The sequence below is a fragment of the Steroidobacter gossypii genome (assembly GCF_016801985.1).
Classification (GTDB): Bacteria; Pseudomonadota; Gammaproteobacteria; order Steroidobacterales; family Steroidobacteraceae; genus Steroidobacter; species Steroidobacter gossypii.
Genome location: NZ_JAEVLS010000002.1, coordinates 1483283 through 1510184 on the forward strand (window position 1 = coordinate 1483283; position 26902 = coordinate 1510184).

Here is a 26902-nt window from a genome sequence, read left to right on the forward strand (position 1 = left end):
TTTCACGGTCCACCATTGCCATCCATGAACCGGGACAGCCACGCGCCCGGATCCGATCCGAACTGCTCGATCAGCCGATGCAGTCGATCGATCCCTTCGCGCCGGGCCGAGATCACCGAGAGCTCCGCGGCGAATCCGCGAAGGTCGAGCTCGCACAGCACGCTTGCGTGCCCCTGCTTCACCAGGAACATGCGCGAGCCCGGCTCGATCTGCTCCTTGATCAGCGTGAACTCGCGCTCGGTGAGGCCGAACCCCTCGATGTAGTCGTCGCTGGCGGCGTTCGGGTTCGGGAAGAAGATCTTGGTCGCGGTCTGCTCGACCAGCGTGCGCGCGATGGGACTTGCGAGCACCGAGCGTGCGGTCTGGGTCGCCATGCACAGCGCTCCATTGAGCTTGCGCCACGTCTTGGGCGCGTTGTCCGCAAAGCTCTGAAAGTCAGGATCGGCAAGCGCGTTCGAGAACTCATCCACCCAGCACACGAGCCTGCGTCCATCGACCAGGCGCTCCACCAGATGGAAGAGATACCGGTTCACCGGTCCGCGCAGCACCTCGTGCGCAAGAAAGTGCGTCACGTCGAAGCCCACGATGGCATGCCGGCCCAGTCGGGGGATGATCGCGTCCGTCTCGTTGTCGAACGCCCACGCGTACTCGCCCTGCGTCGCCTGACACCATCGCGACAGGCGCGCATAGACGCCATCGCGTCGCGTGGAGTCCGTGAACTCGATCAGTCGTGACAGCCGGCGCGCCTCGGGCGCAAGCGCAAGCGTGCCACGCAGCGCCTGCTCGAGATCGGTATGCTCGTGGGCATCGAGCGGCGTGGCGCCTCGCACGAGCATGGACACCCAGCGTTTCAGGAACTCGATGTTCGCAGGCGAGGGATCCAGTTGCAGTGGATTGAAGCCGTCGGCTCGCCATTGCGAAGCGCGAGGTACTCCCCGTCCAGCGCGCGCACCAGAATCTCGAGGCCATAGTCCTTATCAAACACCACCTGCGTGACACCCTTTCGGTGGAGCATCGACACCAGAAAGCCGATGACCACGGTCTTGCCCGTGCCGGTCGGCCCGCAAATGAACGTGTGCCCCGTGTCCTTGCGGCTGCCGCCATCGGGCTCGCGCGGATCCGAGGCATGCAGATTGAAGTAGTACGGCGAGCGTGCGCTCGTGATGAGCAGCGTCAGCGCCTCCCCCCAATGATTGCCGGTCGCCCGTCCGACCGGATGGTTGTGCAGCGGCGCCATCGCGGCGAAGTTGCGCGAGGTGATCGGCGCCTTTCGGGGGCGCAGGGCGAAGTTCGCCGGCAGCTGCGCCCAGAACGCCGCCTCGAGCGCCAGATCCTCCCGCGCCACGGTCATGCCGCAGTCCGCAAGCAGCGTACGCGCGAGCGCAATGTGATCGTTCAGCTGTTTCATGGCCGTCGAGGCATCGCCGGCATGCGCCGGGATCGCCTCGGTGAGCACCTGCAGGCTCAGGTGATGATCGCCCATCACGAACTCGTTCGCCGTCAGCGCATCGAGCGCATCCTTCAACGCCTCGGATTGTGAGATGGCGAAGTCGCCCGCGTTCGACATCCGGTGATACTGTCGCTGCAGTAGCCCCTGGCCGGTCGCCTTCGTGAGGAACGTGAAGGACTGCGTGAGCACGAACTCAAACGGCGCGGTCAGCAGCGCGTTGTACATCCCGACGGTGGTCGGCGTCGGATACTCTTTGATGCCGAGCATCGCGCCGAAGCGCGTCTGCGTGGGCGAGCGATACTCAATGGTCTCCGAGCCGAAGAGCGGCCGGCCGGTCGCGAGCACGTCGCGAATCGGCGCGCGAGGCAGCGGCCTCATCTGTCGCTCCGCGTTCATCAGCATCGACAGGAACTCGACCGGCGCCGAGAAATCCCGCTCGCCCCGGCGCTCGATGCCGAGTCGCTCCGGCTCATACCGCTCGAGCGCGGCGATCAGCGTCTGCGCGAGCTTCTCGCACGCATCGAGCGCATCGTCGAGATCGACCACCGCGGCTCGATCGGCCCTCTGCATTCGTAACAGCGTGCCCAGCGCGCCCGTGGCAGCGCCGACGAACGGCCGGTAGACGATCGAGAGATACAACTCGTTCAACATCAGCGTCTGGCCGGCGAGGCGTTGCATGTACTTCTGATGAAGCGCGCCCGCAAAGCCTTCCGGCGCATCGCCCGGCAAAGCCACCCGCTCCCGCCGCCGCACGAGGTGCGTCCAGAGACTCACGTGGGCGCTCGCGACGTTCCGCCAGGTCACATTGAGGCGCTCATGCCAGTTATTCAGGTCATCATCGTCCGCCGTCTCGAACGCAAGGCCCTGCAGACGAAACACCTGCAGATAATCTCCCGCCTCGGTGTTCACGATGTGAGGCGACACATGGCGCGAGTAAGGCACGTGGTGGGAAGCCGGCAGCTCCACTTTCGCAAGGCTCAAGCGATGTTGGTCTCTCATCGCGGCGGTCTCCTCAGCCCGTGCGCCACGATCGGCTCCATCGACCGCCGCCGTACTCCGGCGCGATTCGGAAGGTCGATGCGAAGCGGCGAGTAGCTCGAGGCGGACCAGTGCCGCAGCGTGGTGAACGCTGCGAGTACGCGTGTTCTCGCCGCCAGGATGAGCAACGAGAAGATCCGCGGATCGCGCGCGCACAGCAGTGCGCACAGCCCATGGATTGGCGCCGCGATCAGCAGCATCACGAGGTTCTTGGTGAGGATGAAGGCCTGCATGGTGATGATGAGATTCATCAGAAGCGCCTCGTACGCCACTCCCCACCGCGTGGGCGGCCGCGTGACCGCCACGAACAGCACATCGGCCACCAGTCCTTCGTTACGTCCGCTCATTGCTGCCTCATCTCACACGCCAAAGATTCCACGCATCCAGGTGACGAGCTGGGGCGCACCGAAGATCAGCGCGATCCCCACGATGCACCCGACGGCAAGCCCCCAGCTGATCCGACCCACGAGCGCTGCGATGCCCAGGCCGATGATGAAGAGCGCTGCGATCGGCATCGCAATCCCGAGCGCCCAGGTGAGCAGTGAGTCCGCGCCGGTATCAAAGGGCGAGGTCTGCGCGTGCGCCACGAGCGGCGCCGCTTGCAACACCAGGAGTCCGATCGCGATCCGCCGCGTGCCCGCATTGCCTGCCTGTGACTGCCGCACGATGTGTCCCCTTCCTTAGGTCCTGTGCGTCATCTCAGCAGCATCGATCATGTCTTTGCAGGGTGGGTTTCGCCGAATGATCGGCGAAACCCGGGGTACAAAATCACCAGCGTTCGCGCTTGGCGCCCGTGACCGCTCGTCGACAACGCGCATTGCGCGCGTGCTCGCGAAGCGCGGCTGATCGCCGCACCGTTCGACACCGCCTCGTTGAGTTGGAAACGTCCCCGAGATGTCACCGGATGACCAGAGCGCAGCAGCCGTGAACGTTGGTTTGTTCCGAAGCTGTATGACGGTGTGAGCGACCCGTCGTCGCGCACCGTTGTTCCGTTCGAGTGGAACGGGTGGGGTTCTAGAAGAGGCTTTGCTGTCGGATCTCCGATAGCGTCTCCACCGTCGGAACTTCCAGAATCGGTTTGCTACCCGAGATCTTCAGATGCATTCGCCAATATGAAGGAAGATCGTCGAATCGCAATCTCAGGTGACGATGATGTTGATCGGCCAGCTGCTCGATCTGCGCCGGATCGAGCGATGACACGACGCGCGTCACCGCCGGCACCATTCCGCAGAGTATCGAGGCCAAGCCGTGATCCGCGCGCGCAATGATCCAGGCCAATGTGATCGTCTCGCGCATCAGTTCGGCGGCGACTCTGGGCGAGAAGTAGCCTTGCGCGCCTGGCTTTCGTTCGAGCGGTCGTCGCTCGCACGCCCAGCGCCACCACATGGCGTCCGAGAAGCGGACATCGAGCAGCAGGACGGGCTGGTTGGCGGCGCGCTCGCGCGCCGAGCGGTCGAGACCGCGCCAGAGCGCAAGATTCCTCGAGATGGCGGGCGGCGCTGGCGCGGCATCGGATCTTGCAAGCTGCGCCATGAGTTCCAGACCTCTGCAGTTCAATGCGCGGATCAGTCCGAGCAGGTGTCGGAGCTCTGCCCGATGTCCATCCTGATTAGACATGTGAGTCGACCGGTTGCCATCCAAGCCTTCATTGTTGACACATCCACCCTGATTTTGTTTCCTGGGTTTCGCCGATCGTTCGGCGATATCCACTCTTCCCTAATTTGCGATTTTGGTGTAGCAGTGATGGCGACGAGGTACTTGCCGCTCAAGGACGCGGAAGATGAACAAGGACACCGTGGACAGCCGCATGGAACGCGAGCTGCGTCGACGTCATCTGGCGATGAGACTGATCCGCCATCAGGCGCGCACGCACACCATCCAAGAGTTCACAGGTCTCACTCGTCATCAGCAGGCCACATTGAGGCGCCAGGCCGGCATCCCGACCGATAGCCGCATCCGGGGACCTGCGCCTACGTCCTTCGAAGACTTCTTCACCTCCGCAAGAACGCAGAATGAGAGCGCGGTGTTGGCGCTCCTATATCGCGCGCTCGGCCCGTCGAAATTTGTCAGGCGCCATGGCGGCTGGGAGGCGGCGGTCGAGCGCGGCGAGCAATTGTGCGATGTCTACGAGACCTGGCGAGCCTTCTTCCCGAGTTCACGCTTCGAGTTTGATCGGCTCATCCTGCTGGGTGAAGGGCTCGCTCGCGGTCAAGAGATCTCCTTCGCCAGTTGCCGCAGTTGTCATGCGCTGCTGCTGATCGATCTGCTGGGTCCCAATCGGAGGCTCTGCGTTCACTGCTCGCGCGCCCGACGCGAGGAGCACGCTCGGCGGACGAATGGAAGACGACCTCGGCAGGCGAAAGAGATCGATCTCGCCCTCTACGGCCTTCAGCTCGTCGGTGGAAAGATCCTGCGCGAGCGCAATGGCATCTACACGCTCGTGGACGACGACCCTGCGCCTGCCTGAGATACGGTGGGTCTATTCCTGGCTCGATGGTCCTTCGGTCGATGCAGGAGAATTTAATCCCACCGGAGGCCGATCCCGTAGCGATCCCCAACTATCTTTGGACGCAGCTGCCCTTGCGTTGATGCAATCGGGATCGTTGCGGAGTTCACCCGGATTGTTGGCGCACTCCTCGACCTTCTTGTTCATGAGATCCCGATCGGCGAGGTACTGCTCCACCGTGTACTGAGCCTTCTTGGGCTCGTGCGAGCAGCCGGTTGCGCCGATCGCGATCCCCGCGATGATAGATGCGAGCACCGTCAGCTTCATATACTACTCCGTGTATTTGCGAGCTTCATAAACATCATAGCACTTCACTCGTACGGCACGGTTAAGCGACTTCCGAACTGTACGACGATGCGTGGGCCGGCCGTCCTTTGTGTCTGCGGTGTCTCGCCTATCGGGTGCGTCTCTTGACGAAACCCGCGGGGGATTTCATTGTGAACATGCAGAGAAGAGCTGGATCGATCCAGGCCCTCGCGTGCTCAGCGAGCGGACGCCGTTGATGTGGTCAGTGTCGGATGAGCGCGTGGCGTAAGGCGAAGATCGCACCCGTATCTCTTTGCTGAATGGAGTTCACGACCGCCAGAGTGTGCGTCGTCATTCACACCGCTGACAGCACTGTGATCGGGACTTGGTTGCCGACCTGCAGCGCCTCCTGGGGATAATGCGATCGATACAGGTTACCTTCGAGGAGATCACGACGACGTGTGTCACCGTTTCGATGGCGTTCAGCACCGCGCGCTATCGCTGCGTCCGGTAAGGAGATCGAGAGCCCCGGCCAAGCGTTGCGAGGCATTGCCGTTGGTGAAAACACTCAGGAGTTGTGGTCACGTCCACGATCCACGACCGTCGCCTCGCGGTAAATCGTCAAACGACGATCCGGATACTTCCCGCACGTCAACCTCCACATTTCCATCGGTGTCAGTAGAGATCGCCATAGTCAATCCGGGTCAGCTCGTCTGTCACGAGCTCTGCCCCTGCATCAGTGGCAAGGAGCTCGAGAGGGACTTCGCCTTGCAAGGCAGGATTTTGCTTCTTCAGCCAGTCACGTGCTTTTTCTTTGGAATTGAATACCTGCACGGCCCGCGTTTGCTGCTCTTGGGGAGTCCGTCGAGTCTCAAAGTTCATTGAAGATTCTCCGCCGGTGCTCCCACCATCCGCTCACAGACCGCACGGGCTCGGTTTTTGAAACTAAAGTGCTGGGGCGAGCGCCTCAACATTCCCGAGCGTCGTTCAAAGGTTCCAGGACCTGCAAGGGACGTCACCATGTCTTCTGATCCGAACTGCCTTCACCAGGACCTGAATGACGTTCCCTCGGCAGCCTCGACTAGACAGACCGCTGGGCGCATCCGAAGCGCATCAGTCGTGCTTCTGCCGCACATAAACGCGCATGACCGATGTATGTTTGACAACTCAGGTGGAGGACACAAGGCCGTGCCGCCATATTGTCCACTTTAGTCAACCTGAACGTGATCTCCAGGAATCACAAGAACATTCATGAGACGGCTGCACAGGCAGCTCGCAAGAATGGGCGAACGAGCGAATGCGGCCGGCTGCTCGCGGAAGAGAACGCCTTCCGCAGGCGGAACGTTTGACCCCTGGTCGAGTTCGTGCATCGAACTGCCGAAATCCATTGTCGAGCCGCTCGGCACCACGATCCCTGTCCTCAAAGAGACCCTCCACCTTCCCCCACATGCGCCTTCGAGGGATGGAGCGCACTCGTACGCTGACAGCTTCATGCCCGCTTCCTCGGATGTATCGCAATGTCAGTGCCGCAGGGCGACTGCCACGTGCAGTTGCTCGCTGTCGTTTGCGAGCAGTCAACGAATCGTCGCGGCCGCTTTCTCCAGTGCCACGGCACCATCGGTCTTCCCGGCGGCGATGCCCCGAATGTGTATTCAACTGCTGACGCACTCGCAAGGCGCTTGCCGGAGACAAAGATGAAAGCGCTGGGCATCGCGATCCGGGCCGGGATAGCCCGTTGTGCCGAGGCCGAGGAAGCTGAGGTGGCCTCCCACATTGCCCTGATTGCATGCGCAGGCTTCAAGACGCTCGGACTCTTCTTTGGTGCGGACCGTGAGCCAATCGGCTCGCGTCGCTGAGGCCCGTCGTGACGGTGGAACTCGTGACCGGTGCGCAGGAGATCCGCCTTGCTGAACGAAGCGGCGGAATTGATTACTCGCTTGATTTCGAAAATGTAACCTTCCTGCTACATATTTATAGAATATGTAGCAGGAAGGTTACAAATGCCAACTCCACACCAACCTCCCGCCAGCGTGCGACGCGCAATTCGCAAGCTGGGGGCGGACATCCACGACGCGCGCCGCCGGCGCCGCCTGCCGATGGCGGTGGTGGCAGAGCGCGCCTTCACGTCTCGATCAACGCTGCAAAGGGTCGAGGCTGGCGATACCAGCGTCAGCCTCGGCATCTACGCGAGTGTCCTGCATGCCCTCGGCCTGCTCGAGGGCTTGAGTAACGCCGCCGGCATCGGCAATGAACCAGTCGGCCAGGCGCTCGCCAGCGCCGCGTTGCCCAAGCACGCCCATCTCAAGAGATCGGATGGAAGCTCTCACGATGACTGACTTCGAGGTGCATATCGATTTCAACGGCCGAACGCGCCCGGTTGGAATGCCGAGAAGCAATCGCGTCCGCGGCACCGAGACGACCCTGTTCGAATATGACCGAACCTGGCTCGAGGCCCCTGACCGATTCTCATTGGAACCCGCACTTGCCTTGACGCGCGGCGCCTTCGCCCCGCCTGTCGGGCGGGCAACTTTCGGTTCGATTGGCGACTCCGCACCGGACACCTGGGGCCGTCGCCTCATGCAACGAGCGGAGCGCCGTCTGGCTGAACGCGAAGGCCGGGCAATTCGCACTCTCACAGAAAGCGACTATCTGCTAGGCGTCGCTGATGAGACACGATCGGGCGCGCTTTGATTCCGGAGATCCGGCGAAGAGATATTTCAGGCGCCGACTCGCACTGGCGTGCCCGCGCTGGTCGAGCTCGGCAGGCTGCTGCAGATTACCGAGCGAATTCTCCGTAATGAGGAAACTGACCAAGATCTGCAGCTCATTTTCGCGCCCGGCTCCTCATTGGGCGGCGCGCGCCCGAAAGCGTCGGCCATCGACCAACACGGCCACCTTGCCATTGCAAAGTGTCCGAAAGAGATCGACGAATACAGCATCGAAACATGGGAGGAGATCGCCCCGCGGCTGGCTCGACAGGCCGGCATCGCGACCCCGCAGCATGCTTTGCTCCGCGTGGCCGGTAAGGCGGTCATGCTATCGCGACGCTTCGATCGCCGCGGCATGCTCCGCATTCCTTTTCTGTCAACGATGGCATTGATGGGTGCCAGTGACGGAGAGCGTGGCAGCTATCCGGAAATCGTCGATGCGCTTGCCAATATGGCGCGCAGGGGCGAACGGACGCTCATGCTCTATATCGACGCGTCGTCTTCAACGTACTCATCTCGAATGTCGACGACCACCTGCGCAACCACGGCCTGCTCTGGCACGGCCGCGCCGGATGGACACTCTCCCCCGCCTATGACCTCAATCCTGTCCCGACGGACCTGAAGGCGCGGGTGCTGACGACGAACATCGATCTCGATGAAGGCACTTGCTCGCTGGACCTGTTGGAGTCCGCCTCGCAGTTTTTCGGCCTCACGCTAGCGGGGGCGCGCGCCATCATCAAAGAGGTTGCGGCGGTGACCGCGACCTGGCGTGATACCGCGAGAGCCGTGGGCGCCCGACCAGCCGAGATCCACCGCATGGCGAGCGCTTTCGAGCATGACGATCTCAGGCGCGCGCTCACTCTGTGACGATACAGATGGCTCAGTGCGGCGATGGCTCAAGTGGAGAGCGCGTAGGTTTGACCGAAGCATCGGCGACGCTCGTTCCCTTAGCCTTTTTGAACACCGACCGCTTGAGGCTGATCCTGGGCTTCGGGCAATGGTTCTGGCTGGGATGCAAGCCAAAGGTCACTGCGTCACCGCCCAGACGCCCGTACGAGACGGACTCGGCAAGCAGCCGTCCGTCGGCTTTGCGATAGATCGCGATGTAGGATCGAATGATCTGACCGCGGCCCTTCTCGGGGTCATTCTCCGCGCCGATGACCACGCTCGACTCGTCGATGAACCGGAACTGCGGTCCCAGGTAATCTTCGCGGTTCTTCGCCGTTGCGTATCGTCCGAGCGCCTCATAGTCGGAGGCGGACAGGGTGACGGTCTCATAGACCTTCACGCCGCCATCCTTCGCGCAGAGCGCCGCCATCTTCCGATCGAGCGCATGGCGCTCGCACCCGGCAAGCACGGCCCCCAGGGCAAGCACGGCGATCAAGAGCGAGAGCGATCTTGAGCCTGCTCTTCTCATGGCTGCTCCAGCGCGATGCATTCGTGTTTGATCATGGTGATTGTTCGTTTCCTATTACGTGAATCGTTCCTTCGCACCGAGGCTGCGGACACGATCTCGCCTCTGTGACGCCCGAAACGCTCACGTCATCGTCGCACCGACGCCGCCTCCATACAGCTTCTCGCCGTCTCCTGCGAGTAGTCCACGAATCGTCGCGGTCGCTTTCTCCAATCCCAGGGCGCGTATCGCTCCTGGGGCGGCAATGCCCACAGACCGCGTCCTTCCGCGCGCGCCTGCGCCTCGAGCTCGCAAAGCTCGAGGTTTTCAGATGTGAGGTACTGCCGATACGCCCAGGCGTGCCCTTCTCTCACGAGTTGTGCGTTCACATCGAGATCGCCGATGAAGACATTCGCGACGAGGCGCTCGTAACGATCCTGCTCGAAGGGCTCGAGCTCAACGCGCTTCGACAGCACCCATGCAGACAAGGCGGCGGTGGCGCGCTTGCCCCCGGGCTGGCCTCGCTCCGGGGTGTCGATGCCATTCAAACGCACGCGAATGGGCCCGCTCGAAAGTTCGACGTCGATCGTGTCGCCATCGATGACGCGGATGACCGTGCCCGAAAGCACCGGCCGGTCGGCAAGCGCAAGCGGCGCGGCAAGCCACACAGAAAGCACGATTGAAACCACGAAACGAACCATCAGGAATCCTTGCCGGGCTGAGCCGAGACGAGCGGGCGCGAGAACCCACGCGCCGGATCCAGCATGCCACGCATGCGGCTCATGAAGGGCCGCGGTCTGTAAGACTTCGGCGCTCGAGAGCAGGTTCTCACGTGCACCAACCTGACTCACTCACTCAAGCGGGCGGCGCCTCGAACGAAGGCGGATCGAAGCAATGCGCAATCGCCTCCACATCGCTCGGACAGACATCCCGAGCAGCCAAGCGCGCACGCCATTGGCTACGCACGATGTGCTGCACCTCATCGATGAGCCGGTTCGCCTCCGCGCGGCTCAACCCAAAGATTTCGGCACTCGAAAGCAGGTTCTCACGGATCGCGAGCGCGCCATATTCACCGATGACGAGCGCGAGATAGCGCCGCCGGGTATGGCCTGGCTGCGGTACGAGATCAAACGCCGGAGCGAGACGGAGATGGTGCCCCTCGGCGACCAGGGCGTGATTGCGCTCATGATCATCGGTGGAGCTCGTCAGGGCATGGAAGGCGATGCGCCTGAAAAGCTGCCGGCGGTCCTGCTCGCCGGTGATGGTCCAACGACTGAGCTCCCGGGCGAAGCGCGGATAAGAACCTGTATGCGAATACTGCGCAGCCGCCTCGTTGGACAGGAACACGGTGCTAGCACTGACCATCTGGCGCCGCTCGAGGCCAGCGCCCGTCATGATGCGATCGAAGCGCTCGACCAGCAGGACATCCTGAGCGTGCAGGTGAGCCACATGATGCTCCGGCACACTGATGCCGCAAGCCGCCGCCAGATCGAGCATCGCCGCCTCGATGCGCACTTCGTTGAACCGGTCGGTGTGCCGATTGAGTTTGGCGAGCCAGAGCGCGTGGTTTCTCGACACGGTGAACTTCGGTCGCGCACCACCGGCGGACGTACCGGCGCCAAACGCCATGGCGGCCTCGGCCTCCGCGCGGGTCAACGCGGCACCGCGGTCGAGCTTCTGAATCGCCTCTAGATAGGGAGTGTTCTCGAGATCCTCCCACCGCAGTACCGGTCGCTCTTCGATCGGATGCGCGGGGCTGCGAACGAAGGCCAGAGCACCGATGCGATCCGATGATGGCAGCCATCGAAGTCAAACGGCTGCTGGAATGCATCGCCGTAGAGCTTGCTTGCGACGTGGCGGCCCCAGTCATCCGGGATGGCGTCGCGAATGACGCCAGAAAGCCCCGAGTTCAACGTGGTGCTGAACTGTTGTGCCCGCAGCGGCAGCGCCACTGGAACCAGAGGCAAGCCGGCGGAGTTTTCGAGGTAGGACTCGCCGTAGACGAATCGTCCGACGGCAGGCGCAGGGCTGCGATTGAGCTCAAACCGACCGGCGACCGTTGGAACGACCTGCCCCGGCAGGTAGACGAACACGTACGCGAGGTCTGTCATTGCAGGAAACGCTTCAGAATTTGTTGTTCAACTGCTGACGCAGCCGCACGCGCTTGTCCGAGACCGAAAAGGAAAGCGCTTGACCATCGCGATCCAGGCCGGGATCTGCAACTAGGTCGAGCTCCTGCAGCAGGCCGAGCACCCAAAGCGCCGAGACAGATGCGCCGATCTCGGTCTTCGGTGATCCCCGCTCGATCGCGATGACCGTCGCCCGCGTCCGGCCGATCTTCTTCGCCAGGTCTTGCTGTCGCAGCTTGCGTCGCAGACGCGCGACCCGAATGCGCGCGCCGAGACGCTCGATCGCCTCGGCGGGCGCGCCCTCCAGATGAGAAGACGTTGCGCTCATGTATTTTATAATGTGCTTTAGAGGTCTTAATGTCACTTAAAACGATCATCTCGGTCGCGGTCGCTCCAGCCCTTCTGTCATTGGCGCGCATCGACGGCGATGCCTCCGCCCACTGCACGGCGGCGAAAGACTGTATTTAACAACAGTGGCGCATCAGGGGAGCCGTGATGACCACGACCCATCGATCTAGCGATCGAGAGTCTCGAGGCCTTGCGCGAATGCCTCATCGATGAAGCGCTCGAGGAAACGATTGATCAGGGGCTAACGCCACGGGGTAAGGCCTGCAAGGAAGCGCAGTTGACGCTTGAGGTCCTCACGGTGAAGTTGCATGCCCTCCGTGCGACGCATCGGTCGCTCGACACACGGCGGCTTCCGCTGCAGGGCTGCGAAGTTTGCGAGTAAGCCAGCCGGTCGGGGGTGTTCGGTGTTCGAGACAATCGTCACAGAGGCTTTACGCACCGACGTTGCTGCGCGTTCGAAGGCGACGTTGCTCTTCCCGAAACGCCCTCGCAGCACCGGACGCGCGCCATCATCAAAGAAGGTGCGGCGCTGACCGCGCCCCGGGTGCGATACCGCCAGATCTGTGGACGCCAGATCAGCCGAGATCCCGCACGGCGAGTGCTATTGAGTATGACGGGACTACTCATTCTGCGGGCATCGCGTGCGCCCATTTTCAACGTTACCGCTGCTCGCCCGCGGCAGGGGACCCCGGCTGCATACGCTGAAAGCGAAACCAGTAAACTTCGTAGGAGTCCGGCAGCAGTCCCAGCAAGCCTTTGTCAGTGAAGCGCAAACCCATGCGCACAATCAAGGATCCATCTGCGCCATTCCACGCGGTGATCACGGCATGCCTGTAAGTACTTGCGGAGTTAGACTTGAAGCGGAGAGTCAGCGCGCCATCGCTGTCGCACTCGAGGCCGCTCTCAGAGCCCAGCGGTTCGGTCCCGGCGGAGGACGCAGAACCCACACGCATCGTCGGCGCATGACGATTCAGCCAGAGATGAACTTCGGGATTCGTTCGATCTTAGAATGAGCCCAAGTTTCCGTCACGAAGCAGCCGACTCAAATGCACATGGCGTTGCTCCGGCGCCGTCACCGTGATTGACCGCAGCTCCTTGAAATCCTGGTAGACCCCTACCATCTGACAATCCGCAGGTGCGCTGCGCCGTGGCCACTCCGACGAATGGGCAGTTGGATGCACGATCGACGATGCACAGCCGGCCATGGCCAGACAATGCAAGGCCACAAGTTCTGCTCTCATGATTGGCGCCGCTCGCACCACCCACTGTCCAAATCTCACCGAGGATTCCCGTCAATCACAGCGGTACGCTGACCTCGCCGACGCTCAAATGCGATCCTAGCGGTTGCGCCGTGCGTCTTGCGCATTCAAGACGCACCCTGCACAGGGCCTCCATGCAGGATCGCATAGGAGATCTGTCCGCGTGAGCACATGGTCACGCAGCAGCGCATCCTCAAATTGCGGCTTTCTCTAGATCCCAATCAACCCCGCATCCAGCAGAAACTTCGATTCCCGGCGGCTTTGTCAGCACTGCCCGTCTTAATCATCTCCAGGATCCGGGCCTGCTCCGCTTTCTGTGCCTCAAGCGAGCGCTGATTCCTCCCATTCAGAATGCTGATGACCGCATTGCCGCTGCGGCAATCGCCGCAGCCATGATTGCTACGACGAGCGGACTCCTCCAACCCGCGCGCAAGCTCCTTACTCTTCAGTTTGATCTCTGCTCGACGAATCGATATTTCTCGTTCCTTCACAGCAAATTCACGTTCGCGGAACGACTGCTCCACGTGCCACTTTTCGCGATCGAGCGCATCAGCTGGTACAGCCCCCTCACGTCCAGCCACCCCATGGGTACGCTTCGCGGGTCCTACTTCATCGATTCGTTCGCTCACGATCGAGACCTCCTTGTTACCAGACCATTTAATCGCTGCGTTTCTACAACGAGTTCAGGTGTGTGCATCTGTCCTGTTCGGATGTCGCTCGTTACCTGTCGAACAGATATCCAAAGATGCCGTACCGACAATCTAACAGCGACTCATCGGTGGAGAAACATGCAGCGTACGTTCGGCTGCGACCTCGCCGCACTCGCGGATGCAGATGCACGCGGAGCACTTCAGACTGGACCGGAGCTGACAAACTCGGCAGGGTGGCGGAGCAACAATGGTCGCGGCGACTCACTCGAACAGAACAACCGTCAACGCCACAAAACACCAGAGCGGATTGTTCGGTCTCCACTGAAACTGCAGATAGCAGCGCGGGAGGTTTGGAGCGCCTCCGCCGCCCGTGCACGCCAGTGGTCTAAGAACTCCACCGACCAGAGCCAAGCTGTAGATTCCGGCACCGACACCGCGATACCCGCGGACATGTCCAGAGTTGTTTCCATGGCTCGCCTGCGACACTGAGACTTCAATGAGGCCGCAGCGTTGCGGCTGCGGACACGGGATCTCTAACGCGGCGTAATCATCTGCCGCTGCCGCGCTTCAACGAGGCCGCAGCGTTACGACTGCGGACACAGGGAAAACACGTTAAGACAAGACTTACAAACGGCGCTTCAACGAGACCGCAGCGCTACGGCTGCTGACACCAAACCATGCTGGCACTGCGAGTCGTTCCGCGGCTGGCTTCAACGAGGCCGCAGCGTTGCGGCTGCGGACACGGGATCTGTAACGCGGCGTAATCATCTGCCGCTGCCGCGCTTCAACGAGGCCGCAGCGTTACGGCTGCGGACACCCCTCGATTCGCGCGAACGTCAAACACACGTCCTATGCTTCAACGAGGCCGCAGCATTACGGCTGCGGACACTAACAGTGGCCGTGCATCGACGCGACCGATCGTGGAGCTTCAACGAGGCCGCAGCATTACGGCTGCGGACACCCGCCAGTCGCGTGAATACGTCAAATACGGCCGGAGCTTCAACGAGGCCGCAGCGTTACGGCTGCGGACACTGGCGCAACGGGATATCCCAGGGTGGCAGATGCTTCGGGCTTCAACGAGGCCGCAGCGTTACGGCTGCGGACACCGTGGTAGAGGCGACGGGGCTCACGCCGGACATCCTGCTTCAACGAGGCCGCAGCGTTACGGCTGCGGACACCGCCTTCTCTGGCGAGCCACGTTTGTTCCAGCAACAGCTTCAACGAGGCCGCAGCGTTACGGCTGCGGACACGCGATATGTGGCTGCAGTTTGGGATCGGGAATCGAGGCTTCAACGAGGCCGCAGCGTTACGGCTGCGGACACGGCGGATAAGCATGCTATTGAAGAAGCCATGGCCGGCGTGCTTCAACGAGGCCGCAGCGTTACGGCTGCGGACACCGATGAGACCGAGAAGGACTGGCGCACCGAAGCGGACGCTTCAACGAGGCCGCAGCGTTACGGCTGCGGACACCAGGAGCGCTGCCGGAATCTCCGGCGCGAAGGCAAGACGCTTCAACGAGGCCGCAGCGTTACGGCTGCGGACACCTTCGCCAACATGTCGGCGATCTCGGTTGATGAGATGCTTCAACGAGGCCGCAGCGTTACGGCTGCGGACACCGCCGATTCCTGCTTGATCAGCTCTGTGACCTCGGTGCTTCAACGAGGCCGCAGCGTTACGGCTGCGGACACGGGGACCACCGTCGGCAATCCCGCGCACATGTGCTCAAGCTTCAACGAGGCCGCAGCGTTACGGCTGCGGACACATCGCCGCCGCGCTTTACCGACTCCCACACTTGCGCCTGCTTCAACGAGGCCGCAGCGTTACGGCTGCGGACACGGGGACCACCGTCGGCAATCCCGCGCACATGTGCTCAAGCTTCAACGAGGCCGCAGCGTTACGGCTGCGGACACCAGCTGTACATCAAGGAGTGCTACGACCAATGAGCGCTTCAACGAGGCCGCAGCGTTACGGCTGCGGACACGACACGGGCACGCGGACAACGACTGCTAGGACCGAGCTTCAACGAGGCCGCAGCGTTACGGCTGCGGACACAGGTGGGAAGATCCCCTGGGGCGAAAAATTTTGTCTCGCTTCAACGAGGCCGCAGCGTTACGGCTGCGGACACGCCCATTGCCGCCGCTGTGAAGAAGGCCACGCGTTCGCGCTTCAACGAGGCCGCAGCGTTACGGCTGCGGACACACTGCGATTGGTGGGCAACCGTGTTTCGTCCTCGGCCTGCTTCAACGAGGCCGCAGCGTTACGGCTGCGGACACCAAGCCGACTACACCAAAAAGACGCAGGCACTAGCGCTTCAACGAGGCCGCAGCGTTACGGCTGCGGACACGGCCGCAGGTAAGCAGCCGTTCACGCAGCAAAGCGGCGCTTCAACGAGGCCGCAGCGTTACGGCTGCGGACACTGTGGAGAACGTGGTCAAGGCGTATGCGGCCCCTCTGATGCTTCAACGAGGCCGCAGCGTTACGGCTGCGGACACCCCAACCCAACGGCATGGCTACACCCTCCGCTCGGTGCTTCAACGAGGCCGCAGCGTTACGGCTGCGGACACACATCACTGACTCAGTAGTGATCGTGGCGGGAGCGCTTCAACGAGGCCGCAGCGTTACGGCTGCGGACACGACCAATGGTGGGCGACCACCAAGCGCAAGGCGGCGCTTCAACGAGGCCGCAGCGTTACGGCTGCGGACACCCGGCTTCCCGCGACCAGCACAGGCGTGTTCAAAGGGCTTCAACGAGGCCGCAGCGTTACGGCTGCGGACACGCGCTGACCTCAGACGACAGTGTGTCCGTAGTGGTGCTTCAACGAGGCCGCAGCGTTACGGCTGCGGACACTCCGTGACGCCTTACCAGATTGCCGGCGGGCTCGCTGCGCTTCAACGAGGCCGCAGCGTTACGGCTGCGGACACCGAACGGGTCGCCGCGGCCGCGTAGCACTCTCACGAAGCTTCAACGAGGCCGCAGCGTTACGGCTGCGGACACCGCCCTCGCAGTCAGGGCCGTTTACTGTGACGGTGCTTCAACGAGGCCGCAGCGTTACGGCTGCGGACACGCAGTTTCCGTGCTTGGGGCAATATCTTGATGTGCGCTTCAACGAGGCCGCAGCGTTACGGCTGCGGACACCTCCGTGGGTGTGCCGCTGAGCACTCCCGCAGAACTCGCTTCAACGAGGCCGCAGCGTTACGGCTGCGGACACGCGCATCGCGCTTGTAGAAGTCGCGCGAGGCTGGGTCGCTTCAACGAGGCCGCAGCGTTACGGCTGCGGACACGCTAGTCAACGCACAAATCACTCCTGAGTCTCTTATGCTTCAACGAGGCCGCAGCGTTACGGCTGCGGACACTCCTCGCGCGTCTCCCCGCCTGCGATCGCCGGTTGCTGCTTCAACGAGGCCGCAGCGTTACGGCTGCGGACACGTGGAGGGAATGGTTACCATACTAGGCGACACTTTTGCTTCAACGAGGCCGCAGCGTTACGGCTGCGGACACCCATTCGCGCCGAGGGCCATGCCACGGCAGATAATGCTTCAACGAGGCCGCAGCGTTACGGCTGCGGACACCGCCCGCTCACAAGTCTATATCTTGCCTGGCATTTTTCCAGGCATTCGCGAGCGCTGCGCTCATGGCGGAGCCAAAAGACGAACCATCATCAAAATGGCAGCCCACTGTCGAACTAATATCCTGATTATAAAAGAGCTTCTGACCGCGAGCGCTTCCCAGGAATTTTGTCACCACCGAAGCCCTCGCGCAGCGCCGGCAAAATTAGATGACGATGGGCTTTCGGGTGACTGCCTCGAAATCCTTGCCCAAGCTTACCACCCTCGGATTCACCTGCTCAGCGGGACCCAAGTCAACGAAGAGAACATGATCTTGGTCGTGATGGATCATGCCATCAAGTAGCGCTACCAATTCGGCATGTCGTCTTCTGTTTAAACGACACTGGAACACCGATAGCTGCAGCCATTCGCCAAAGCCATTCATGACATTGAAGACGCGCCGCCAGCGCTTCTGATCGCTGATGTCATACGTCACCAGGTAGAGATGTTCTTCCCTCATGCTCAGCGCGTGGTGAAGTTTGGATACTCAGCGATTTCACCGAGCAGGTGCCGACCTAACAATCGAGCCTGCAGCTCCAGCAACCTGCGGTAGTTTATCTTGTAGCCAAAGATGGGATGTGTCACTTCGTGGCTCATGCGCCGCTCAAACGTACCGATGAATCGTTTGCGGCCATCATCAGTCAGCGCCACACTCCCGGCCACGCTGATGAAGTCCGAGGGACGCACTTCACCGTTGTTGATGGCCTGGATAACGCTTGAATCCGCAATCAGCGGACGGAAAGGTTCCATCATATCTAGCGCAAGCGCTGGACGCCCGTAGCGTGGTTGATGATAGAAGCCCCGATAGGCGTCGAATCCGACGGCTGTAAGAGCGACGGTCCAGGCGCGGACCAGGAGCGAATATGCATACGAGAGCAGCGCATTGACCGGATCGGTCGGCGGGCGACGATTACGCTTCTCGAAATCAAAGTGAAGCGAGCCGCGGTCACCGACGCTGATCATGTTCGAGAAGTGACCGAAGTACCTGGCGGCGGCCTGTCCTTCGACACCCAGCAACTCACTGAGGCTCTGCACCCGTTGCACCCCTCGCAGGTCATGTTGAAAGCCATCGATGACGTCCGCCTCCGTCTCGCCGCCTTTCCAATTGCGTCTGAGCAACGTGCGTTGATTCTGAATCTTTGCGCTCACGATACTCTTGGCCAACCTCAGGCAGACTTGTGCGTCGAAGCTCGCCTGGTATTGCGCAGTGCGTAGTTCAACATTCTTGTGTCCGGTACCGATGGTGTGCCCCATGAACCAGCCGCCGTAGGAATGCCAGGACACTGCAATGTCCCGCGTCATGAGCTCGTGAAGGGTCGGCGTGGTCACGTAGACCTGTCCGAAGATGGCAAGCTGGGACACGTCGACCAGCCGCACTGTCTGTACCGGCTTGTCTTCAACCGAGATCTCAAGCGTCTCTGCCTTTTTCGCAACCTTCGCGCCGCGGGCCTGCACATACAGTGGCAATGCCTCATCTCGACTAACCGTGAGCGGTCGTGGCGAAATGTCCTGCTTGTGCAGCCAATTCACTTCATCGGGCAGACAGATTCCCACCAGTGAGCACCGAGGACACTTCGGGCTATCTTCGAGAGGTGGAGGAATCCGGCCGCCGACCGCTATCAGGCGCAATCCGTCGATGGCATTGCGTGTCAATGCGCGCAGATCGTGATCGAAGACAACTCGCACACGCTCGCGACTCTCCGCGAAGTACAGCACTCCTTCCTCACACACATAGCCATGCTCCTCGAGAATGAGCCCCTGGACACAAAGCTGCACGCGCTCAGGATCGTAAGCACCTCGCGGCACATGCGGACGCTTGCCACGTTTGTAATCAACCGGTGTCACGCGATTGCCCTCCGCCTCGACCAGGTCCATACGTGCGATGAGCCCCAAGCGGTTCGATGCGAGAGTAATCGAGCGTGCATGAAGCCGCTGTTCCGCGCTCGCCTGTGCCTCAGGCAGATCACCGGTAGGTCGATCCACTCGACGGTGCACGTAGCGGCCTTCGACGGTATCGGAGGATTCGGCCCATTCACCTTGAACCCATTCGAGATAGGCAAGTCGCGGGCAATATTGGTACTCATTGATCATTCTCGCCGGCAATGGCGGGAGGTCCCCAGAAAGCTCGGGAAAGGGTAACGGCAGCTCCGGCTGGGCCTCACCAGCCATAGTCCGATCCGCGGTCATGATCAACGGAAACGCACTGGGAGCGACGATCGTTTTCGATAGGCATGTACCCCCCTATTTCCTCAGCGAAACGTTCTCGAGGGGTGACGTGAGAACAATCAAGCTCAAGCACCATGTTTGCTCTCGTACGGCCGCTGGCTCGCATCATTCGTTGGCTGGTGCGAATAGCCCACCGCCTGAGTGACGCGTCCGGCCTATGAGGATAGGCCCGCCGACCGCGGTGTTGAACCGTAAGCGCAGTCGAGCTGACAGCCCTCCTCTTGGACCCTCGCGCATGTCCGTCACTTCGACATTCATCGGCGGTGGCAGCTGGAGCCTACGAAGCTCAAGTCGAACGTCGACAGCAATCCCATCCTGTGGGCTAAGGCGTTTTGCATAGCGTGTCGGCGCGTAATCGGTAACGCTCTCCCACGTCAGGGATCTTGCAAAGACAGGGTGTTCTGATAGATCCAATCCGCACGGAACTAATCGCAGTCGCCCTGCGCTTCCGGCGCGCAGATCCTGCAAATCTTGGACGGCTCGGTCCAGGATCTTAAGATTGGCTCGTTCCCCAAGTAGTGGATCACGCTGCTCAAGCGCATGCGGCGTGACAATCCACAGACGTCCCCGCCCGATGTCTGCTACAAAGGCTAAGTGCGCGTGATTGCCTGATCGCGCTGGAGATCCATCCTCCTCATGCCCGGTGAAGAACATCGGTAATGTCTTGCGCGAGCCGATTTCCGCCTGAGCACGCGCCATGACCGCCCTGCGCAGCGCCCTAGCACATACGGACGGATCCGCACCCTCTTTCAATCCTTCGATGATTTGGAAGCAATACGCTAGCCTGGCTAAACCTGCTCCGATCGCAGGCGCCATCAGCCCGAGCCCGAGATAACGACCATCCCCAATGATCAGCGGGCCTGACACCGGCTCTGCGAATTCAATTTGTACATGCGAAACGCGATCTTGAGGAAAGCGCGTACCTGTGGCAAAAGATTGCGCCAAAGCGCCCTTCATATCGAAGGGCTCGCGCTGAACCCGGACGCTGAGGACTCGCCCGCGAAGGCCGGCATGACCAAGCGCCTGCACGACGGCACCGGAGGCACGCGAAACCATGTGTTGCCGGTCTGAGCCACTCTTGCGACGGCTTCCCGCACGAGGTGAATCATCCTCGTGCGCGGTCACACGCGGGGGTAGGACGGCCGCGGTGACCGTTCTCCATAGTCGAGCCTCTCCCTGCTCACCGATGCCATAGTGAGCAAGCATCTTCTGCTCGCTGGACCTGATGAGCCCATTTGAGAGGTTATTGCTCGTCTGATGACTTTCGAACACCAGCCCCGAGAATGCCCAGTCAACGTCCTCGGAGCGAATCGGGCAACTTGGAGGGATCTCGATGAGTATCCGCCGGATCACGCGGTCCGCGTGCGGATGCCCGATGGAGGGCAGCGGGAGGATCTTAACTCTCGCCTGCTTGTCGGCGGCGCTCGCGCCCCGTCCGATCAATAAACGCTCGATATCTGAGACCCGATGCGGAAATACACCCGCGAGTCTGCCAAAAGCGATGTCCCGCACACGCTGCACGAGTTCGGCGCTGCCGATCAATGGCCATGGTGCGATGAGATCATAAAGATGCAGCGCCGCCCCCGCGGCGTAATGAACCTGTTGGAAGCGGGCCTTTGGAGGCTGCGAGAATACTTGCTGGCCTCTTCGCCCCACACCCACTTGCCGAAGTCGCGATCGAAACGCTTCATAGCGAGCGTTCAGGCTTTCAAGCGTGCCCGGCGCCGGGCACGCAAGCCCCTCGCCTCGGCCCTGCGCGCTCGGGCGGTACACCGCGCCGGGAAACGCCGAGAGCCGACGCTCCGCCTCCGTCGTGGAGATCACTTCCGAGCAAGCCCAGGCCATGTCAACGCCGCGGCCAAGCTGATACAGCGTGTCTGCAACTCGGCAAACCGACGCGGCGAGGGCCGTGACTGCTTCGTCTTCTGCCAAGCTCCAGTAGTAGCCGAGCGGGATGCTTGAGTCGAACAATCGTGGGTGGATGACTTTGCCTACCCGAATCGCATCGATACGCGCCGGATCCCCTGCCTTGGTATCAAGGTCATTATTCGGCACGTAGCTGATAAATTTTCGAGCCTGCCTTGCAATCGGCGCGGTGATTGTCGGTGGCGGTTGCTTTTCTAACCACTTGAGCGCCGCTTCAGCTTCCGCCGACAGTTTAGAGCCACGCGCTACTCCCGCAACCAGCGCCTGAAACAGCCGCCCGGGTGAAGGTGGCCAGTCAGATGCGCCGTCCGATGCGCCGTGATACCGACCGTCGTGAAAGTGGACGTTGATCGACAGTACACGTGACATGACGGCGATCAACCCAGCTTCGATTTCTTATCCGCGCTCTTTACATCTTGTTTTGCCCTGGCCTTATCGAAGCTGACTGCTCTGCGAGGGCCGACGCCAAACTCCTCTGCGGCTCGCTCGGCATACCTGACCACCACGTTGTCTTCCGTGGACAGCGGATCGCGCCGCCCCTGGCGTCCTACCAAGTTCCATTGAGCGGGCGATCGATTATCCGGCACGAGCAGGCAGCCCTGGCGGAGGAAGGCGTCCACGGGCTCGATCGCCGCCACGAGACACAGCCCCAAGATATATCGGCGCAGCGCCTGTCCTCGCTCACCATCAAGTCTTCTGAGCGCAATCAGATTCACTGTTACGTCCCGCTCAATGGGACCCCGCGCCACGACCCCACCAGGCGCGCGAGGAGCAGGCACGTGAACAAATCCTCGCTGCGCAAGCGGACTTTCTGCCTTTCCCTCGGATTTCTGCTTCTCATCCTCGGAGAAGACATCCAACGCGGAATAATCCAACGCCGGGGTGTACTGAGCAGATCGCGTGAGCGGCTGCACGTCCCAGGCGCGGATGACCGACTGCACAATACGCGGCAGCTTTGCTTGAGTACCTCTGGAATCCCATACGCCAAAGACCAAAGACGTGGGTGCCAGCTTCGCAAGCTTCGAGGCATCACCTTTGTCTATGAAAAGCAGGAAGGCTTCCTGAGCTTCCTGATGCAACTCGGTGGAGCGGATCAGCGCATCTCCGAGTCGATGCCCAGCCTCCAGAATCGAGATCTTCTTCTCATTGCCATAGGAGATATCGATCTGGGGCACCAATGTGTCATAAGGTCGCCGCTGAAAAATGGGCTCGATGCGATTGGCCTGACTTCCGACGCTATCAATCGTGGCGAGCTTCGTTCCATCAGATAGGTCATCGATGTTGTATCCAACGTCGGCATAGGTGGGCGGGAAGATCACGCCGCCCTCACCTTCGACGGGCAGCAGTCGTTCCTTTAAGTGCAGTGCGACTGGACCACGCACATCATCGGCCCAGGCATCGATCATCTCTGCTGTGACGGCTAACATTGACCGCTCTCCTCTGTGACACTTGTAATGCAGCGAGCCTGATTCTCCTGTCCCGGCCAATTCAAGCGCATGCAGAAGACGCGCGTGATGAACGGCAGCGCGCTGCATCCGAGCGCTGCACGAAGAAGCACAGGAGTGAGCAGGTCCTCCTCGCCGGTAATGCCAATCACTGAGTAACGGTACTCGAGCTTGCCGATTCTCTTCGGGCGGGCGTGAGTCAGGCCGATCGCGGCCAACACCTCCACAAGTGGATAGCCCTGCATCACCATTTCCGGGTGCTCATTGGGGGAGAAGCCGGCATCAAGCGGCACGTAATCTCGCCGCCAATCCAGTCGCAGACTACTGCTCTGGTTCGCGCTCACAGAAAATGGATCGGAGGCCGCGTGCTCAGGAAGCTCACGAACGAGATCCAGCGCATCTCTCACAAGCGCGGCGCCAGGATATCCCCCCGCACCGGCCCAGAACTTCACATTGTCCCGACGCGTCGCGTCTCCCCAATGATCAATGATGATCTGTCGGCCGGACCGATCGGTCAGTCGTGCCGGAAGTGTGGCGGGGCTGGCGGGATCCGGAAATGGAAATACGTCAACTTCATCGAAGGTGCGAGTCGGCACTTTCCATTTGGTCGTCGAATTTGCTGAACCCACGGGGGCAAGCGTCGCGACCTCAGCCTCGGTGAGGAAGTTGAGGATGTCAGAGACCGGCCCCTCACTACCGGAAGCTCGCAGCAAGAACTGCACGCGCGCGGCCTCACTCCAATCGAATCCGCCCTGCGCATCTTCAAACAGAATGCTCGCAGCCTCCAGAAGGCCGAGGCAGGCAAACACCTGGCCGGGATTGAAGACATCGACCGGTATGCGACTGTCAGGCACAGGCGGCGCCCTGCTCGTTGTCATTGTCGCGCGAGGCCTGCTGATCCGCCGCCCTCAGAAGAGATTCGAGCCATGCCAACCCCCACGGCCCCCATCGCCTCTGTAATCGAGCGAATCTCAAGGCGACGTGGCGTGCTCGTTCCTGAAGCAGCGATGACGGTGCGTCCTCGCAACCGCTTGTGCTGATCACCGGGCGCGCTTGCCCGTGATGAGCCGCGACCAGGTGCAGTACCAGGTCCTTTAAGGCCTCAGGAAGGCAGACAAATGCCTCATCCTTCTGGACCCAGCTCAGCGATCCGAACTCATGCCGATATCCGTCGAGCAGCGCGAAATCGATGGGCCCCTTCGTTTTTGCGTATAGCTCCTCGCCCGGCGGGGCGCGAAACGCACGCTGCCATCGCCTGCTTCTCTTGCCTTCATCATGAAGCCGCGCAGCAAGCGCAAGTGCTCCGATGAGTTCAGGACAAAGGCCGAGTCTCTCTCCCAGCTTGCGCGCTTTGACCTCCGTCCAGGATTGGTGCTCGCTCAGTCGCTGGTAATTACAGGAAGTAGAGCGGTCCTCTTCATTCGCCGAATCCCCTTGGCGCTTATCTACGATCAGAATTCGACTCGGTACGCCATCAGCATCCCATTCGAGTGCCAGCCGATAGCGCTCACCCCATGCCCGACGCAAGCGTCGTCCGTTTGTCGCAACCACACGCACACGAAACCCAATAGTCAGGGGTTGGCGGTCCACGCCCTGCTCGTTGAGGGAAGCCATCCACGGATCAGTGCCATCGGCCGTTTCAGCGTAAGTCCATGAGTCGCTATCAAGGAGCCCTTGATTGATGCCACCAACGCGCGCATCGACGATCAGAATCGCATCAGCGAGTTTATTTAGACGACGATCAAGCGCTCTTCGTCGCTCCTTGTCTTGTTTGGGAATCGCGAAATCACCCAGAGAGAATCGCTCGATCAGCCGCCCTGACTGAGAAAGCGCGAATGCAATTTCGCTATTGCTCGACAGCGTCTCAGATCCATCAAGATCTTCTTCGCAGGTTGCTGCAATTTCATCCTCCTGGCCCGCGGCGAGCTTACCCAACAATGCAGCGAGCCGCTCCTGCAGCCACTGTGCAACAACAAAAGTTTCGGCGCTCAGGTGTTCGGTAAGATGCGGTGGCGCTGCCTCAAAGTAGGATTCGATTTCGGCCGGGGTGATCGGAGGCCCATTTCTTACAGGAAGGTGACGGCGCCAAACGATTGTTGTCTGCGGATCCTGCTCCACCCATCCTCGCAACCAGGGGGCAACGTCATCGGGGCGTCCGGTATGCGTCTCCAGGGATGTCATGGCCCACGCATCGAGAACGGCCCGAGTCAACGCGGGTCGTAGAGGCTCGGGCGTCGTTGCGGCTTTCATTGTTGCATCGAGGGCAGGCTCTGCATCCGCACGCGCCCTCAACAGGCGCAGCGCTTCCGGACTTGCGAATCGCGAGTCGCTGCCGTGCTCGGGCAGCTCGTTCAACAGGCGCCGCAATGCGAAGTAGCGCTCTGTCTGCCTGGTTTCCTCCAGCGTCGGTGCGCCTGCCTTCTTCGGCGACGGCGGCCCCTCATCAATGATGAGAATCTTGGCGCGGCGCCCGCCTCGTCGATTGACCCGGCCGAAGCGCTGCACGAGCCGCTCCCATGCGACGAGGTCACATACGATGTGATCCGCATCGAGATCGATGCCAACTTCACCTGCCGAGGTCGCAAACAGGAATGCAGGACTTGTCCGTTCCACCTCGGATCCCGCAACAAACCCCTTGGAGTTGAGCCACTCGGCCGTGACGCTTTGGCGCTCACGGACCCGTCGCGCACCGATGAGCAACTCTGTATCGAGCTCTCTGAGATTGGCATTGCGCGCTCTTTCTTCCCTTTCAAGCTGCTTGATCCGCTTTCTGGCTTTCTGAGCGATATCCCGCGAATTACTGAATACCAAGCAGCGGATCGGTGCAGCGCCCTTCTCAGACAGTGTCCAAGCGTGTGCGGCCAATGCCTCATCCAGCCACTGGGTGCCCTTGGGGATGAGCGTGAGGACCTTTTCCGCCGCGAGTCTGCGTCTCACAATGTCATCCTCGACATCTCCTCGATTGCCGGGGGAGCCACGCAGATGTCCCTGCAGCTTGAATACCGTGCCGCCGCGATGACGTCCGGTTGCCGACAACGACATCAACCGAAGCGCAGGGACCATGTTTGCATCTTGTGGATCGCGCGGGCCAAACTCACCGGAACCACGGGTTATCGCTTCTATCAAGCGCTCGAACGGGGGAACAAGATGAGCCTCATCGAGCACGATCAGGGCGTCAGTACCGAGCAGCGCCGCCTGATACGGACGCATTCTTCGAGATACCCCATATCCCTCGAACAGCATTCGCGACCCCACCATATCCACGGTGCCAACGATAATCGCCGGTACGCTGGGGTCTTCCAGCCACTCTTTATTGTCTGCGTACTGGCCACGCAGTGTGGAAATCGGCAGTGAACGCTCATCGAGGTTGAGACCCGCCTTCAGATACGCGGCTTGTGCATCAAGTCGCTCCCTCAGGGTGTAAGCGAAGTCGCTGGCCTGATCCACGACAGCGCGGCGATCTACCACATAGACCAATCGACGGGGCAACGCTGCACCATTGGCACGCGCAATGAGCCATAGAGCCATCACCGCGGTTTTTCCCAATCCCGTTGGTATATCAATCGCATCGGGAGCCCTTCCATGCATGAAGTAGTCCCGAAACAGTCGCGCCTGCCAGGAGAGCGGAACGAATGAAGTCAGCGCCTCAAACTGCCGATCGAACACGCCGTCGCCCTCTCCTAACGCTTCATTTCCGACACGCCCGATCCGAGACGGCACCGATCACCATCCGTACTTCAGCCGGAATGCGAGTTGAGGCCGGTGCGACATGCGCCGCCCGCAGATGCGCAATAAAGACATCTTTTGGTTTCGGGATCTCGAGTTCTTCGAATGTTCCGCCGAAGATGCCGTTTCCGTCAGTGCCCTCATTTCTCTCTGGTCGTTGTGAGGGCAAACGTGTGGCTTGCAGTACAGTGCCGCAACCCTTTGCTCTCTCATCAGAAAAGACGGCGTGAGAGCCGCGGATTTACC

The 26902-nt window shown here is 61.1% G+C and carries 22 protein-coding genes, 1 pseudogene and 1 CRISPR repeat array; of the genes and pseudogenes, 4 read left to right on the forward strand and 19 right to left on the reverse strand.

Going from position 1 to position 26902, the window contains the following annotated elements; translation table 11 throughout:
* Window positions 1-2: 2 nt before the first annotated feature.
* The 5 genes from JM946_RS13730 to JM946_RS13750 all read right to left on the reverse strand — a co-directional run bounded on the left by JM946_RS13730 (window position 3) and on the right by JM946_RS13750 (window position 4021).
* The gene (locus JM946_RS13730) at window positions 3-842 is read right to left on the reverse strand and encodes a hypothetical protein (RefSeq protein WP_203167817.1); all 840 of its coding nucleotides are present in this window, start codon (window positions 840-842) and stop codon (window positions 3-5) included.
* A gap of 8 nt (window positions 843-850) precedes the next feature.
* Complete coding sequence (locus JM946_RS13735; RefSeq protein ID WP_203167818.1) at window positions 851-2449, reverse strand: VirB4 family type IV secretion/conjugal transfer ATPase; 1599 nt, start codon at window positions 2447-2449, stop codon at window positions 851-853.
* Complete coding sequence (locus tag JM946_RS13740; RefSeq protein ID WP_203167819.1) at window positions 2446-2835, reverse strand: type IV secretion system protein VirB3; 390 nt, start codon at window positions 2833-2835, stop codon at window positions 2446-2448. Before JM946_RS13740 ends, JM946_RS13735 begins: the two co-directional genes overlap by 4 nt.
* A 12-nt stretch (window positions 2836-2847) precedes the next feature.
* Window positions 2848-3153, reverse strand: a complete 306-nt coding sequence (locus tag JM946_RS13745) for a TrbC/VirB2 family protein (RefSeq protein WP_203167820.1) — start codon at window positions 3151-3153, stop codon at window positions 2848-2850.
* Between the two features lie 349 nt (window positions 3154-3502).
* Window positions 3503-4021 carry a hypothetical protein gene (locus JM946_RS13750; protein WP_218042805.1) on the reverse strand — a complete coding sequence of 173 codons (519 nt, stop codon included), beginning with the start codon at window positions 4019-4021 and terminating at the stop codon, window positions 3503-3505.
* Window positions 4022-4268: 247 nt separating this feature from the next.
* Here JM946_RS13750 and JM946_RS13755 point away from each other — a divergent pair, with 247 nt between their 5' ends.
* Complete coding sequence (locus JM946_RS13755; RefSeq protein ID WP_203167822.1) at window positions 4269-4955, forward strand: hypothetical protein; 687 nt, start codon at window positions 4269-4271, stop codon at window positions 4953-4955.
* Window positions 4956-4967: 12 nt separating this feature from the next.
* On the opposite strand, the gene JM946_RS13760 is transcribed toward JM946_RS13755, so the two are convergent.
* Together JM946_RS13760 and JM946_RS13765 are read right to left on the reverse strand one after the other, a co-directional pair.
* Complete coding sequence (locus tag JM946_RS13760) at window positions 4968-5261, reverse strand: EexN family lipoprotein (RefSeq protein WP_203167823.1); 294 nt, start codon at window positions 5259-5261, stop codon at window positions 4968-4970.
* A 654-nt stretch (window positions 5262-5915) separates the two neighbouring features.
* Entirely contained in the window at window positions 5916-6122 is a 207-nt protein-coding gene (locus JM946_RS13765) for an MbcA/ParS/Xre antitoxin family protein (RefSeq protein WP_203167824.1), read from the reverse strand.
* 635 nt (window positions 6123-6757) lie between these two features.
* Here JM946_RS13765 and JM946_RS13770 point away from each other — a divergent pair.
* From JM946_RS13770 to JM946_RS30370, 3 genes and pseudogenes are all read left to right on the forward strand, one after another.
* Window positions 6758-7096 carry a hypothetical protein gene (locus JM946_RS13770; protein WP_203167825.1) on the forward strand — a complete coding sequence of 113 codons (339 nt, stop codon included), beginning with the start codon at window positions 6758-6760 and terminating at the stop codon, window positions 7094-7096.
* 144 nt (window positions 7097-7240) lie between these two features.
* Entirely contained in the window at window positions 7241-7576 is a 336-nt protein-coding gene (locus JM946_RS13775) for a helix-turn-helix domain-containing protein (RefSeq protein ID WP_203167826.1), read from the forward strand.
* A pseudogene (locus JM946_RS30370) lies at window positions 7569-8815 on the forward strand (type II toxin-antitoxin system HipA family toxin). Before JM946_RS13775 ends, JM946_RS30370 begins: the two are co-directional and overlap by 8 nt.
* A gap of 13 nt (window positions 8816-8828) precedes the next feature.
* Here JM946_RS30370 and JM946_RS13795 read toward each other — a convergent pair.
* From JM946_RS13795 to cas3g, 12 genes are all read right to left on the reverse strand, one after another.
* Window positions 8829-9332 (reverse strand): hypothetical protein, encoded by a 504-nt coding sequence (locus tag JM946_RS13795; protein WP_203167829.1) that lies wholly within the window; start codon window positions 9330-9332, stop codon window positions 8829-8831.
* 158 nt (window positions 9333-9490) lie between these two features.
* A complete protein-coding gene (locus JM946_RS13800) occupies window positions 9491-10042 on the reverse strand; it encodes a thermonuclease family protein (RefSeq protein ID WP_203167830.1) in 552 nt (183 codons plus the stop codon).
* Window positions 10043-10196: 154 nt separating this feature from the next.
* On the reverse strand, window positions 10197-10970 hold the full coding sequence (locus JM946_RS31650) for a type II toxin-antitoxin system HipA family toxin (protein ID WP_407700547.1): 774 nt from the start codon (window positions 10968-10970) through the stop codon (window positions 10197-10199).
* A 59-nt stretch (window positions 10971-11029) separates the two neighbouring features.
* Window positions 11030-11452, reverse strand: a complete 423-nt coding sequence (locus JM946_RS13810) for a HipA N-terminal domain-containing protein (RefSeq protein ID WP_203167832.1) — start codon at window positions 11450-11452, stop codon at window positions 11030-11032.
* 13 nt (window positions 11453-11465) lie between these two features.
* On the reverse strand, window positions 11466-11798 hold the full coding sequence (locus tag JM946_RS13815) for a helix-turn-helix transcriptional regulator (RefSeq protein WP_203167833.1): 333 nt from the start codon (window positions 11796-11798) through the stop codon (window positions 11466-11468).
* A 1500-nt stretch (window positions 11799-13298) separates the two neighbouring features.
* The gene (locus JM946_RS13820; protein ID WP_203167834.1) at window positions 13299-13706 is read right to left on the reverse strand and encodes a hypothetical protein; all 408 of its coding nucleotides are present in this window, start codon (window positions 13704-13706) and stop codon (window positions 13299-13301) included.
* 511 nt (window positions 13707-14217) lie between these two features.
* Window positions 14218-17297: a CRISPR direct-repeat array (repeat unit 36 nt; unit sequence GCTTCAACGAGGCCGCAGCGTTACGGCTGCGGACAC).
* A gap of 202 nt (window positions 17298-17499) precedes the next feature.
* On the reverse strand, window positions 17500-17793 hold the full coding sequence (gene cas2, locus JM946_RS13825) for a CRISPR-associated endonuclease Cas2 (RefSeq protein ID WP_203167835.1): 294 nt from the start codon (window positions 17791-17793) through the stop codon (window positions 17500-17502).
* A gap of 2 nt (window positions 17794-17795) precedes the next feature.
* Window positions 17796-19502, reverse strand: coding sequence for a CRISPR-associated endonuclease Cas4g/Cas1g (gene cas4g/cas1g, locus JM946_RS13830; RefSeq protein ID WP_203167836.1), 1707 nt, complete (start codon window positions 19500-19502; stop codon window positions 17796-17798).
* A gap of 162 nt (window positions 19503-19664) precedes the next feature.
* Complete coding sequence (gene csb2 / locus JM946_RS13835; protein ID WP_203167837.1) at window positions 19665-21854, reverse strand: type I-G CRISPR-associated protein Csb2; 2190 nt, start codon at window positions 21852-21854, stop codon at window positions 19665-19667.
* Window positions 21855-21862: 8 nt separating this feature from the next.
* A complete protein-coding gene (cas7g, locus tag JM946_RS13840; protein ID WP_203167838.1) occupies window positions 21863-22912 on the reverse strand; it encodes a type I-G CRISPR-associated RAMP protein Csb1/Cas7g in 1050 nt (349 codons plus the stop codon).
* Window positions 22906-23784, reverse strand: coding sequence for a type I-G CRISPR-associated protein Cas8g2 (cas8g2, locus tag JM946_RS13845; protein ID WP_203167839.1), 879 nt, complete (start codon window positions 23782-23784; stop codon window positions 22906-22908). Before cas8g2 ends, cas7g begins: the two co-directional genes overlap by 7 nt.
* Entirely contained in the window at window positions 23777-26596 is a 2820-nt protein-coding gene (gene cas3g / locus JM946_RS13850; RefSeq protein WP_203167840.1) for a type I-G CRISPR-associated helicase/endonuclease Cas3g, read from the reverse strand. Before cas3g ends, cas8g2 begins: the two co-directional genes overlap by 8 nt.
* Between the last annotated feature and the right edge of the window lie 306 nt (window positions 26597-26902).